Source organism: Streptomyces sp. NBC_01006 (assembly GCF_045162725.1).
Lineage (GTDB): Bacteria > Actinomycetota > Actinomycetes > Streptomycetales > Streptomycetaceae > Streptomyces.
This window is the reverse complement of record NZ_CP108700.1, coordinates 54457-67780: the sequence shown is the minus strand read 5'-3', so window position 1 is coordinate 67780 and position 13324 is coordinate 54457. Positions and strand designations below refer to the sequence as shown.

The window sequence follows — 13324 nt, the reverse complement described above, 5'->3', positions numbered from 1 at the left end:
ACCTTTTCGCCGTGTCAGGTCGTCAGGTGCGGGTCCATCGCTGGTTGCTGCCGCCCGAGCAGGAGTAGAGCTGGATCAGGGTGCCGTTGGCGGTGCCGTTTCCGGCGGCGTCCAGGCAGAGGCCGGACTGGACTCCGACGATGGATCCGTCGGAGTTCAGGCGCCACTTCTGGTTGTCGCCGCCCCAGCAGCTGTAGATCTGGACCTTGGTGCCGTTGGCGGTGCCGGCGGCGTCCAGGCACTTGTCGCCGTAGACCTTGAGCTCGCCTCCGGCGGTGTACGACCACTGCTGGTTGGTGCGGTTGTTGCAGTCCCACAGGTTGAGCTGGGTGCCGTCGGTGGTGCTGGCGCCGGGCACGTCCAGGCAGCGGCCCGAACCGGCGCCCTTGACCTGTCCGGAACCGGGCGTGGGGGTCGGAGTGGGGGTGGAGGAGCTGGCGTTGAGTGCGTTGAGCACGGAAGCGTACGCCGGCTTCTTGTTGCCGTTGCCGTCGAACAGCAGAGGCGATTGCTCCGATCGCCAGGAGTCTGTGTCGCGCACACCCCAGACGGTGATGCCGAGGCAGCGCGGGACGGCCAGGCAGTCGTTGGTCACGTTGGCGTAGGTCGTGGCCGAGGCGCCCTGGATGTCGAGTTCGGTGACGGCCACGTCGACGCCGAGGGCGGCGAAGCTCTGCAGGGTGGTGCGGAAGTTGCTGTTGTACGGGCTGTCGTTGTTGAAGTGGGACTGGAAGCCGACGCAGTCGATCGGCACGCCGCGCTGCTTGAAGTCCCGGACCATGGCGTACATGGCCTGGGTCTTGGCCCAGGTCCAGTTCTCGACGTTGTAGTCGTTGTAGCAGAGCTTGGCGGCCGGGTCGGCGGCGCGCGCGGTGCGGAAGGCGACCTCGATCCAGTCGTTGCCGCTGCGCTGCAGGTTGGAGTCGCGCCGGGCCCCCGAACTGCCGTCGGCGAAGGCCTCGTTCACGACGTCCCACTGGACGAGCTTGCCCTTGTAGTGGGCCATCACGCCGTTGATGTGGTTGGTCATCGCCTGGCGCAGCGTGCTGCCGCTGAGGTTCTGCATCCAGCCGGGCTGCTGGGAGTGCCAGGCCAGGGTGTGGCCGCGTACCTGCTTGCCGTTCTGCACCGCCCAGTTGTAGACGCGGTCACCGGCGGCGAAGTTGAACTGGCCCTGCTGGGGTTCGGTGGCGTCGATCTTCATCTCGTTCTCGGGCGTCACCATGTTGAACTCGCGGCCCGCGATCGTCGTGTACGCCGAGTCGCCCAGCCTGCCCGAGGCGACGGCGGTGCCGAAGTAGCGGCCGCTCTGCGCCGCCGCGCCACCGAGCGTGCTCTCGGCGGCCTGTGAGGCGAGCGGAGCCACCAGCATGGCGGCCGAACCGAGGACGCCGGCGACCAGCGCCGTACGAAGAGTTCCGATTTTCCGGCGGACGGTGGATGGGGGAATGGCATTTGAGCCCATGAAAGAGCCTCCAGGACAGAAATCACGGAAGGATTGGAGCGCGGCAGAGCGAATCCGCGTGAACGACGCCCGCGTCCATTGACAAAGGACGCTCACCGTCAGGGCGTAGAGATCCAAGGCCGGCACCCGGCGCCCGGACACAGACGGGGGGATATCGCCTCGGGCCTCAGTCTGGAAACACCGCCGAAACATGTCAATAGTTTCGAAAGGGTTTCGAGAATCTCGCCCCTCTGAATAGTCCAATAGTGGCTTTTCATAGAGCGGTCCTCATCGAAACTATTTCGATGAGGACCGCTCGACAACGGGTATTTCCTTCAGTTCGCATCTCCGGTCAGCGCAGGGCCGTGTTGAACTACAGTGCCGGGTCGGCGTCGCGGACGGGGGACTTGGCCTGCTCAGGCCACCACACTCCGGCCGCGGGATCGACGACGCCGTACTCCGGGTCGATGGTGCCGCCCGGGATGCTGCGGTTGCACTGGCCGTCGGACTGGCCGACGGTCTTGATCCACAGGTAGGCGTCCACGAGCGTGACGCGGGTGTTCGCGGTCGGCCGGGCGCCGATGCCGCGACCGGGAGCGTTGCACCAGGTTTGCGGATCGCCGCTGTACTTGCCTGCGGGCGCGGTCCAGGCGCCCCGGCCGTCGCGGCTGGTGTCCACGACGAGGTGGGTGAGCTCCTGCGCCGGCGGGGCGGCGACGTTCTGCTGGAACCACAGGTCGGTCCAGTGCCAGGTGGACGGGTCGTCCACGTTCGCGGAGCTTCCCGGCCGCCCGTCCTTCGGCGCCGCGGGGAGTAGTACTGGCTCGCGCACCAGTCGGGGTGCCCCTTGGCCCAGTCCGGGCCCTTGGTGGCGAACCACAGGCACTGGGAGACCCGGGTGCCGTGGTGGGTGGACAGATCGGTGGCCAGGTAGTTGGAGACGTTCAGCGAGAAGCCCTGGGTACGGGTGACACCTGCCCGGAGGAGGCGTTGCGCGACGTCGCCGACGCTGCGCCAGTGGCTGTTGCCGGCGTCCAGGTAGACGACGCCGTCCGGCTGCCGCTCCAGGACGTCGATCGCGTGGTTGAGGTCGGCGAAGCGTCCGGCGGTGATCGCGCCGGTGGGGTCGCTGTGGGTTCCTTCGGTAAGGGTGCTCGGGTGGCGGGCCCTGGCGTCGGACCGCGCGGGGTCGGCCCGGCGCCGGGCCCGCCCTTCGGCGTGGGAAGGGAGGCGGGGGTGGGTCAGTAGCCGTAGATCATCTTGTAGGCGACCTCCGGCAGGAACTGTCCGGCCGAGGAGCCGGCCCCGACGCCGCAGTTGCCGTCGGACTCGCCGGGAATCTTGATCCACAGCAGCATCTCGGCACCGCCGCCGCGCTGGGTGGGAGTACCGATCCGGCGGCCGGCGGGGTTGCACCACTGGCCGTTGGAACCGTTGCCGTTGCGGCTGGTGTCGACGACGAACGGCTTGGTGTAGCCGTAGGAACCCAGGGCGGAGTTGACCGCGTTGCCGTAGGAGGTGTTCTGGTCGGTGGCGAAGTAGTTGGAGACGTTCAGCACGAAGCCGCGTGCCCCGCTGACCCCGGCGGCGGCGAGCTGCTGCGCCATGGTCGAGGCGCCGATCCAGCCGGGGTTCCCGGCGTCGAGGTAGACCCAGGTGTTGGGTGCCTTGGCATTGAACTGGGCGATCGCGTTCTTCAGCATGGCGTTGCGCTCGGCGATCTGAGCGGCAGTCATGCAGCTCTCGTGGCCGAGCGCGTCGGGTTCGAGGACGACGACGGCCGGGCGGCTGCCGATGCCACTGGCGAAGGCGGCGATCCAGGCGTCGTACGCGGCGCGGCTCCCGGCGCCGCCGCCGGACTGACCGGCTCAGATGTCCCGGTTGGGGATGTTGTACGCGACCAGGATCGGCAACTTGTCGTAGGAGTCCGCGCGGCCGACGTAGGCGCCGGTGGCGATGTCGCCGCTCCAGTTGCCGAACCAGCGGGCCGCCGGGGTGTTGGCGATGGACGTCCGGATCACCGCCGCCCGCCCGTCGCCGGGGTTCGCGTTGGTCCACCGCAGGGCGGAGTTGTCGGGGTCGGCGTAGAAGCCGCTGGTCATGGTGGTCGGGTCGGCGGCGTACGCAGGGCCGGCGTTGAGCAGGGCGAGACCGGCGGTGAGGGCACCGGCCAGCAGGCCGGATGCGGCTCGGACGGACTTGCGCATGGTTCTTCCTCCGGTGGGGGTGGGGAAGTGGAATCGCTTCCAGTTTTGGTGGTGGTCGGATCGCGCTGCCCGCGACCGGCTGATCGGTGGGCGCTCGCGGCAGGGTCGGCCCGATCTGACGGGAGCGCCTCCCGCTCGATTTCCCGTCGCCGCGATCGGCCTGTGGCGTCGGGGGATTCGGCGCCGGGTCAGATGAATCGCCACAGATGGTCGTTGGTGCCGTTGTCGTCCCAGAGGACGGTCTGTGCTCCCTGGGCGGTGGAGGCGCCGGAGACGCCGAGGACGCGGCCGCTGTTGGCGCCCTGGATCCTGAAGGTGTCGCCGCCGCCGTGGCGCAGGCGCCACCGATGGTCGGCGGTGCCGTTGTCCGCCCACTGGACGATCCGGGCGCCGTTGGCGGTGCCGCCGTTCTCCACGGCGAGGACCTTGCCGCTGTGGGAGTTGCGCAGGCGCAGGTGGCCGCCGGTGTCGACGACGGCCGTCCAGAGATGGTCGGCGGTGCCGTTGTCGTCCCACTGGACGGCGAGGCCGCCGTCGGCGGTGGACATGTCCCGCACACCGAGGACCCGCCCGCTGGCGACGTTCTGGATGCGCCTGGCGCCGTCGGGGACGATCTGCCACTGGCCGGCGGGGGCGCCGGTGTCGGGCACCTGTACGGCTGCGGCGCCGTTGGCGGTGGAGCCGCCTTCGATGCCGAGCAGCTTGCCGGTGTGGACGTTCCGAAGCTTGTGGTAGCCGTTGCCGGCGTCGACGACGGTCCACCGGTGGTCGGCGGTGCCGGTGTCGGCCCACTGGAGGATCGGGGCGCTGTCGGCGGTGGACATGTCCTTCACGCCGAGGACCTTGCCGCTGTTGAGGTTGCGCAGCCGCAGTGCGGTGCCGTCGATGAGGAGGAGCCAGTCGTGGTCAGGGGTGCCGGAATCGGTCCACTGGAGAGCGAGGCCCCCGTCGGCGGTGGACATGTCCCGGATGCCGAGGACGAGTCCGCTGGCCGCGTTGACGAGACGGAAGCCGGGACTGCCGGTCCGCCAGTAGACGGTGTAGTTGAAACCCTGGGCGTCGTGGAACGGGGCGAGTTCGACCTTCGTTCCGTTGGCGGTGGCCGTGAAGGCGAGGGCGGTGCTGCTGGTCCGGGTGATCGAGGAGGGGTCCAGGGCCGGGAGGGAGGACAGTGTGGTGCTGCCGTAGTTGCCGGCGAGGATGGCGGGGCCGTAGGTGATCGCCGCGACACCGGGGTTGTCGTTGGCGGCCTGGAGGGCCACACGCATGGGGAGCTTCACGGTGACGGTATCGCCGGAGGCCCAGGACCGGGTGAGCGTGGCGTAGGTGCCCGGACTGGCCGTGACGGTCTGGACGACGCCGTTGACGCTGACGGTGGCGCCCGAAGTCCATCCGGGGATGCGGACGCGCATCGACCAGGTCCCCCCGACGCCGCCGGTGACCTTCAGCGTCGTGGTGTCGTCGGCCGGATAGAAGGTGGTCTGGGTGACGGTGATGCCTCGCTGGGTCCAGTTCAGGACGGAGGGGAGGAACAGGTTCACGGTGAGGGTGGTGCTGCCGTCGTGGAAGTAGACGGAGTCCATCAGCTTTGTGTTGGACTCGACGCCCGTTCCCTGGCAGCACCAGAACGTGCCGTAGTCGGTGCTCCAGGTGCCGCCGCCCCAGGCCGGGCCCTTGCCGCGGTGGCCGCCCGGGTTGAGGGGGGTGAAGTAGGTGACGTGCCCGTGCGGGTCGGCCGGGTTCTGGGCGCCGATGACGTGGTTGAGCAGCGCCTTCTCATAGAAGTCGAAGTACGACGCCCGGCCGGGGTCCAGCTGCCACAGTTCTCGGGTCAGCTTGAGCATGTTGTAGGAGTTGCAGAGCTCGCAGGTGTCGGGGACGAGGAAGCCGGAGATGGCGTTCGGGGCCCGGAAGTGCTCCGCCTGGCTGTTACCGCCGATGGCGTAGCTGTGCGAGGTGATGCAGATGGTCCATGCGTTGGCGGCGATGTCGCGGTAGCGGGTCGTCCCGGTGGCCTTGTACTCGCGGACGGCTCCGATCCACTTGGGCACCTGTGTGTTGGCGTGCAGACCGTTCAGTTGGTCCAGGTTCGCGGCGAGGGGGTCGAAGACCGCCGCATGGTCGAACCGCTGGGCGGTGGTCAGCCAGCGTGCGTCGCCGGTCTGTTGGTGGAGGTCGGCGAGCACCTCGTTCATGCCGCCGAACTCGACGCCCATCAACGACTGCATCTTGCTCTGGCTGAGCCCGGCGGTGCGCCGGTCGACCCAGCCGGCGAGCGCGAGGAGCACGTCGCGGGCCTGCGTGTTGCCGATGAGGCGCCACACGTCGAGCAGGCCGGCCATGGTCTTGTGGACGCAGTAGTACGGGACGTTGCCGTTGGTCAGCGTGCCTGCTTCGAGGCTGGTGAAGTCGGCCTCGGGGAAGCCCGACAGGTAGCCGGCGGAGAAGCCCGCGGTGGAGTTGTTGGCCTGGTACTTGGCGAGTTCGGCCACCATGCGGTCGGCCTTGTCGCGGCAGGTCGTGTCCCCGACCGCGGCGTAGGCCTGGGCCCATGCCGTGAGGAAGTGGCCCTGCACGTGGGTGCGGAAGGGGAACGCCGGGTCGTCCCATCCTCCGGTCGGGGCTGCGGCGTTGGTGGAGAGCCGGTGGTTGGCGCGGAAGTTGTACAGCAGGCGGTCGACGTCGATGAAGCGGAGATAGGCCAGGGCGCGGTTCTGATTGTCGAGCCAGCGGCTGCTGGTGAGCTGGACCTGACCCAGGTCGAACGGGAACGCCGACACTCCGACGTCGGACCTGACCGGGGGCGTCTGCGCCACGGCGGAGACGGTGTTGAGGACGGGGCCGACAGCCGCGGCTACGGCTGCGACGCCGGTCGCCTTGATCATGGCGCGGCGGCTGAAGGGGGGAACCGGCATGGCGAACTCCATGGTCCGTGAGAGAGGGGGGTGCCGCGCGCAAGGGCTGTCGGGCTTCGACCGGCGGCTGCGAGGTCGGTGCGGGCGGCCGCCTGCTGCGCACGAGTGTTAACGCTCACAATTGACGTGTCAATACCTTCGACGGACGGTGCCGACAAGGCCGTCCCGCGCACCGCGCGCAGCTGCTCCAGGCGATCGATCCCGTTCCGGCGGCGTGCATCGCGGCCACGTACAGCGAGTCAATGGGGTCGGCTGGGCGGGAGATGAGGTGCGAGCCGGCAGGTGGCGGACGCGGACCGCCACCTGGTCGCGGCATCAGCGACGTCAGGGCCTGCCCGGCGGTTCCTGTCGGCTTGGGTATGCGATGTCGAACCACGTGAAGTGGGCTTGGTTGGTGGAGGGGCGGCCGTTGGAGGTGGCGTAGAGGCCGAGCTGGATGCTGGTGAACAGCGGGGTGAGGAAGGTGGCTTCGACGGTGGTCAGGTCCTGCCAGGCTCCGTCGGGTGCCGCGTGGGCGAAGGTGTGGCTGAAGCCGCGGATGCGGACTCCCAGGCGAACGGGGCCCGGGGGGACGGGAGCGTCGGCCAGGACATCAGCCCCGCGGCGGAGGCTGAGTCCTTCCGCGGTGCGGAGGAAGAGGAGATGGGTGTCGTCGTCGAGGACTACGGCGAGGCCCGCCTGTTCGTCCGGTGCGGCGGGGGCGAAGTGCAGTTCGGTGGAGACGTCGCAGTCGGGTTGTTCCTGGGGACGGGCCAGGAGGGACGGGGTGGTGCGTTCGCCGAGGCGGTCGGGGCGGAGCTGGAGGCGGAGCCCGTCGCCGGTGGTCCAGAACCGCTCCGGCGGTGTGCGCAGGCTGCTCCAGTCCGCGGAGAGCGCGGCGAAGTCGTCGTGGAGGGGGCGGCGGAGGCCGGTGTGGACGACGGGGGAGAAGACCGGCCAGCCCGCGTCCCAGGTGATCCGGCTGAGGAAGGTCTCGCGGCCGAGGGCGGAGCCGGGGCGGACGCCCAGGAGGACGGCCCGCCAGTCGCCGTTCGTGGTTTGGACGAGGTCGGCGTGGCCGGTGCAGGTGACCGGCCCTTTGGCGGGTGGTAGCACCGGATTGCCGGCGGCGCCCTCGTAGGGGCCGGTCACGCGGTCGGCGCGGGCGGCCACCACGCTGTGGTCCACATCGGTGCCGCCCTCGGCGGTGACCAGTAGGTAGGTGCCGCCGGTCTTGTAGAGGTGCGGGGCTTCCGACCATCGGGCGCCGGGGTGGCTTCCTGACCACAGGACGTGCTCGGGTCCCGTCAGCCGTCGTTCCCGGGGAAGGTATTCGCGCATCCAGATCTCGGTGCGGCCCGCGGCTTCGTCCACGACTCGTGCGGCGGTGAACCAGGCCCGGCCGTCGCCGCAGCCGTCCCCGTGCCCGTCGCCGTCTCCGTGCCCGTCGCCGTCGTCGGGCCCGTCGTCGAAGAACAGCGACGGGTCGAAGCCCTCACCGTCCAACCAGTGGGGCTCCGACCACTGCCCCGCCGGGTCGGTCGCGGTGACGACGAAATGGCCGGGGCCGTCCATCAGCGTGCAGACGAGATGGAAGACCCCGTCATGGTGCCGGATCGTCGGTGCGAACAGACCCCGTGAGGGCTCGCACCCGTCGAGGTCGAGCTGGGACGGCCGGTCGAGCGCGGAGCCGATGCGCCGCCAGTTCACGAGGTCGCGGCTGTGGAACACGGGAAGGCCCGGGAACCATTCGAAGCTGGACGTCACCAGGTAGTAGTCCGCTCCCACCCGGCAGACGGACGGGTCGGGCCGGAACCCGGGCAGCACGGGATCACCGAAGTAACTGGTCATGGAACCGGGACGATCTCGACCGGCACGGACAGCACCCGGTCGGCCGCCGGGTGACGTACGGGGCCCTCCAGAGTGAAGGAGTCCTGGAGCGGAAGATCGCCGCTGGACCGTCCGACGGCCACGCCGATCTCCCCGGGCTCCACTCTTCTGCGCAGGTCGAGCCCGGTGAAGGAGGTCCGGTCGGCATGGACGGAGAAGATGATCCGGGCGGCCGCGCCCGGCCGCAGTTCGACCCTGGCGAATCCGGCGAGCCACCGCTGCGGCCGGACGACGGACGCCACGGGGTCGGAGAGGTACAGCTGGACCACCTCGGTCCCGGCCACTTCGCCGACGTTGCGTACGGTGACCGAAACCGTGACGGCCCCGTCCGTCGCGGCGACGGGATCCACGGACAGATCCGAGCAGGTGAAGCTGGTCCAGCTCAGCCCGTGTCCGAACGGGAACAGCGGCGTCGGGTCCACCGAGCTCCAGTCGGTGTGCCCGCCGAGCCTGCCGTGCAGGTAGGTGCCGGGCTGGCCGCCGACCTGGCGGGGGATGGAGACGGGCAACCGCCCGGACGGTTCCGCGGCGCCGCTGATGATCCGGGCCAGCGCAGTCCCGCCCTCCTCGCCGGGGAAGAAGGCCTGCACCACGGCCGATGCGCGCTCGGCCAGCGTGCCGAGCGCGTAGGGCCGTCCGGAGACGAGGACCAGGACGGTCGGTACCTCCGAGTCCAGAACGGCGGAGGCGAGTGCGGCCTGGTCGCCGGGCAGGTCGAGGGTCTCGGCGTCGCAGCCCTCTCCGGAGGTGCCCCGGCCGAACATGCCGGCCCGGTCCCCGAGCACGAGCACGTTCACGTCCGGATCGTCCGCGGTGACCGTGAACCCGGCAGCGGTGAGCGCCTCGCCGAGCGTCGGGATCTCCAGCCCGAGGTCGCCGGGCAGCGCGACGTGGTTGGGGAAGGAGTAGCAGCCGAGGAAGGACTGCGGGTCGTCGGCGTACGGCCCCCGGATCGCCACGCGGGACGGCCGCAGCGGCAGGATGCCGTCGTTGGCGAGCAGCACGGTGGACCGTTCGGCCAGGAGCCTGGCCAGTGCCCGGTTTTCCGGCGGGTCGAGGTCGACCGGCTCGGGCTTGACGGGTTCCCAGTCGGGGTCGAGCAGGCCGAGTTCGGCCTTCTGGAGCAGGACCCGTTCCGCGGCCCGGTCGATGAGCTCCTCGGGCACGCTTCCCGACCGCACGAGTTCGGTCAGCGGCTCGCCGTAGCACCGGGCCGTGGGCAGCTCGACGTCGATTCCGGCGGTCAGCGCCAGCGCGCCGGCGGCGCCCCGCGATCCGGTGACGCCGTGCCGGGTCTCCAGGAAGGAGACGGCGTAGTAGTCGGCGACGACCACACCGCTGAACCCCAGCTCACCCCTGAGCAGCTCGGTCAGCAGCCGCTCGTCGGCGGCCACCGGGACGCCGTCCACGTCGGTGTAACTGTTCATCACCGACCGGGCGCCCCCCTCGCGCAGTGCCCGTACGAAAGGCTCGACCAGTACGTCGGCGAACTCGCGCGGTCCCGAGGCGACGGGGGCCATGTTCCGGCCGCCGCGCGAGGCCGAGTACCCGGCGAAGTGCTTGAGCGTCGCCACGATCCCGGCGCCCTCCAGGCCCTGCACGTAGGCGGTGCCGATGGCTCCGACGAGATAGGGGTCCTCGCCGATGCACTCCTCGGTCCTGCCCCACCGGTAGTCGCGGACCACGTCGAGCACCGGAGCCAGCCCTTGGTGCACGCCGACCCGCCGCATCCCGGCCCCGATGGCGGCGGCCATCTGGCGCACGAGCCCGGGATCGAAGGAGGCGCCCCAGGCCAGTGGCCCGGGGAAGACCGTCGCCCCGAACGTCATGAACCCGGTCAGGCACTCCTCGTGAGCGACCGCCGGTATCCCGAACCGGCCGGATCCGGTCACCTGCCGCTGGAGCGAGGCGAGCCGCTCCATCCCGGCCTCCGCGGTGATCGGCGCGGTGCCGTACACCCGGGTGAGCTGGCCGAGCCCGTGGGCGACGATGTCGTCCAGGCCGGGCGCGGCCTCGCCGGAATCGTCTTCCATGGGCGCGACCGGTGCGCCCGGATCCGAGGGCAGCGCCCAGAAGCCGGCGAGCTGACCCGCCTTCTCCTCCAGCGTCATCCGTTTCATCAGATCGGCGACTCGTAGGGACACGGGCAGGAGGGGGTCACGCCAGGGCTCGGTCAAGGAGTTCTCCTGTTGCTGTGGCCGGGAAGGTTTGCCGTGGCGCGGTGTTCGGTGCGGTGCATCGCAAGGCGGAGGCCACGTCTCGTACTGGACGTACCTGCGTGGCCCGACAACGCGGCGAGGTGCCGTGCCGGGCGCCGCGACCCGGTGGACCTTTCCGGTTACAGCACTAGAGACGGGACGGGGCGGTGGAGAGCCGGACCTTGAGCTCGGTCGAGAGCTCCATCCGGGGACTGACCAGGGGCTGGCCGTCCAGGAGCTGGAAAAGTGTGCGGGCGGCGAGTCGGCCCATCTCCTCCAGCGGCTGACGCACCGTCGTCAGCGGCGGGGAGAGCCATTCGCACATCGGCAGGTCGTCGAAGCCGACCACGCTGAGGTCCTGCGGGATGCCCAGCCCGCCCTGGCGGGCGGCTTCGTAGACGCCCATCGCCTGCTGGTCGCTGCCGGCGAAGATGGCGGTCGGCGGCTCGGGGAGGGCGAGCAGTTCCCGAGCGCGCCGGAACCCGCCCTCGTGCTGGAAGTCGCCGAACCGGATCAGGTCGCGGTCGACCTCGATCCCGGCACGCTCCAGCGCGGCGCGGTACCCGTCGATGCGGGCCTGGCTGCAGAGCATCTCCTTGCGCCCGCCGATCGCGGCGATCCGGCGGTGCCCCAGCTCCAGCAGGTGTTCCGTGGCGGCGAGGCCGCCCGCCCAGTTGGTCGCGCCGATGCTCGGCACACCGTTGCCCGGCAGGTCGATCGGGTCGATGACGACGAGTGCCACCCCGGCCTGTTCGACCTGGGCGCGCTGGGCCTGGGTGACCGAGGCGGTGACGAGGATGACGCCGTCGCTGTGGTGCAGGACCGGCAGTGCGGCCCAACTCGAAGGCGTCGCCTCGCCCGGCGGGACGAGCGATACGACGGTGCCGACGCTCCGCTGGGCGCACTCGGCCTCGACGCCGCGCAGTATCTCCACTGCCCACGCGCTGTCCAGACCGCCGATGATCAGGTCGACCAGGCCGGACCTGCGGGACCTGGCCTGCGCGCCGGGGTGGAGGTAGTTGTGGGAGCGCAGCAGGCTCTCGATCCGTTCGCGTGTCGCGGGTGCGACGTCGGAGCGGCCGTTGACCACCTTGGACACGGTGGCCTGGGAGACCCCCGCCTCAGCGGCGATGACGGCCAGGGTCGGTCGCTGCTCGCTCAACTTCTCTCCTCCGCGCGGACGCCTTGGGTTAGCGACAGGTATCGCAAACTTTCGAAGAGTTTCCGGTCGGCGCGACCGGGTTGTCAAGCCACAAGAAGGCTACTGCCAACGGAAATTCGGTGAGAAAGCTTGACCGGGAGGCTTCGCGTTCCTAGTTTGTGGCAGCACGAATTCGAGAATGTTACGAAACATTTTCGAACTGAACCGGCATTCACCACCCCGGAGGTCCCATGGCCGGCACACCCCCGAGTCGACGAAGCTTCCTCGCGCTCTCGGGCCTGACCGCTCTGTCCGTCTCGCTCACCGCGGCCTGCGGCGGCGGGGGCGGGGGCTCCGGCTCGGGGTCGGCGGCCGACGGCAAAGTGACCTTCGCGTGGTGGAACATCGCCACGACGGAGCCGGGCAAGTCTCTGTTCCCGCAGATCTCCTCGGCGTTCACGACCGCTCGCCCGAACATCACTATCAAGACGACCTCGTTGGAGAACGAGGCCTTCAAGTCCAAGCTGACGGCCAACACTTCGTCGGGCAAGCTCCCTGACGTCTTCCAGACCTGGGGCGGCGGCGTTCTGCGGCAGCAGGTCGACGCGGGGCTGGTCGAGGACCTCACCGAGGCGTTCGGCTGGTCGTCCGACCTCACCCCGGTCTCGCTGCAGGCCTATCAGTTCGAGGGCCGGACCTACGGGGTGCCCTACGACGTCGGCATGGTCGGCTTCTGGTACAACAAGAAGCTCTTCGCCGAGGCCGGGATCACCGCTCCGCCGGCGACCTGGGCCGAGTTCCTCGAAGACGTCAAGAAGCTCAAGGCGGCGGGCGTCACTCCGATCGCCCTCGCGGGCAAGGAGAAATGGCCGGGCCACTACTACTGGGCCTACCTCGCGATGCGCGTCGCAGGCCTCCCCGCGCTGCAGCAGGCCGCGACCACCAAGGACTTCACCGGCGCCGGCTTCGTCCAGGCGGGCACCCACCTCAAGGAACTGGTCGACCTCCAGCCGTTCCAGACGGGCTTCCTCGGCGCCGGCTACGCCACCCCCGGCGGCCAGGCCGCGACCATGGGCAACGGCAAGGCCGCCATGGAGCTGATGGGGCAGTGGGCACCGTCGGTGCAGAAGGACGCGGGCGCGGACCTCGGAGCGGACCTGGGCTTCTTCCCCTTCCCGACGGTCGACGGCGGCGTCGGCCAGGCCACCGAGGTGTTCGGCGGTGGGGGCGGCTTCGCGCTGCGCAAGGGCGCCCCGAAGGAGGCGCTGGACTTCCTGAAGTTCTTCGTTCTGGAGAACGAGTCCAAGCTGCTGGCCTCCAACGGCTACCTGCCGGTGGTCAAAGGCGCGGAGAGCCAGCTCACCGAGCCCAACAGAAAGGTGGTGGCCGACAGCCTGGTCAAGGCGACGGGCTTCCAACTCTTCCTCGACCAGGCCTACCCGCCTGCGGTGGGCCAGGAGGTCAACGACAGCGTCGCCGACCTCATCGCGGGCAAGAAGACGCCCGAGCAGGTCACCAAGTCGATCACCGAGGCTGCGAAGGGTGCCTAG

The 13324-nt window shown here is 69.9% G+C and carries 7 protein-coding genes and 2 pseudogenes; 1 reads left to right on the top strand and 8 read right to left on the bottom strand.

What is annotated here, in order from left to right:
• Window positions 1–22: 22 nt before the first annotated feature.
• From OG509_RS00325 to OG509_RS00290, 8 genes and pseudogenes are all read right to left on the bottom strand, one after another.
• A complete protein-coding gene (locus OG509_RS00325) occupies window positions 23–1465 on the bottom strand; it encodes an endo-1,4-beta-xylanase (protein ID WP_406179061.1) in 1443 nt (480 codons plus the stop codon).
• 352 nt (window positions 1466–1817) lie between these two features.
• Window positions 1818–2276 (bottom strand): glycoside hydrolase family 6 protein, encoded by a 459-nt coding sequence (locus OG509_RS00320; RefSeq protein ID WP_406179059.1) that lies wholly within the window; start codon window positions 2274–2276, stop codon window positions 1818–1820.
• Window positions 2277–2413: 137 nt separating this feature from the next.
• Window positions 2414–2794: pseudogene (locus OG509_RS00315) on the bottom strand (hypothetical protein); the annotation flags it as partial.
• Window positions 2686–3651: pseudogene (locus OG509_RS00310) on the bottom strand (glycoside hydrolase family 6 protein). The pseudogenes OG509_RS00315 and OG509_RS00310, both read right to left, overlap by 109 nt.
• Window positions 3652–3839: 188 nt before the next feature.
• Window positions 3840–6566: a beta-L-arabinofuranosidase domain-containing protein gene (locus OG509_RS00305; RefSeq protein ID WP_406179057.1), complete on the bottom strand. Its 2727-nt coding sequence runs from the start codon at window positions 6564–6566 to the stop codon at window positions 3840–3842.
• Between the two features lie 324 nt (window positions 6567–6890).
• Window positions 6891–8396 carry a glycoside hydrolase family 43 protein gene (locus OG509_RS00300; RefSeq protein ID WP_406179056.1) on the bottom strand — a complete coding sequence of 502 codons (1506 nt, stop codon included), beginning with the start codon at window positions 8394–8396 and terminating at the stop codon, window positions 6891–6893.
• Window positions 8393–10612: a glycoside hydrolase family 3 N-terminal domain-containing protein gene (locus tag OG509_RS00295; protein ID WP_406179054.1), complete on the bottom strand. Its 2220-nt coding sequence runs from the start codon at window positions 10610–10612 to the stop codon at window positions 8393–8395. Before OG509_RS00295 ends, OG509_RS00300 begins: the two co-directional genes overlap by 4 nt.
• Window positions 10613–10781: 169 nt before the next feature.
• The gene (locus OG509_RS00290) at window positions 10782–11795 is read right to left on the bottom strand and encodes a LacI family DNA-binding transcriptional regulator (protein ID WP_406179052.1); all 1014 of its coding nucleotides are present in this window, start codon (window positions 11793–11795) and stop codon (window positions 10782–10784) included.
• Between the two features lie 230 nt (window positions 11796–12025).
• On the opposite strand from OG509_RS00290, the gene OG509_RS00285 reads away from it, so the two are divergent.
• Window positions 12026–13324 carry an extracellular solute-binding protein gene (locus OG509_RS00285; RefSeq protein ID WP_406179050.1) on the top strand — a complete coding sequence of 433 codons (1299 nt, stop codon included), beginning with the start codon at window positions 12026–12028 and terminating at the stop codon, window positions 13322–13324.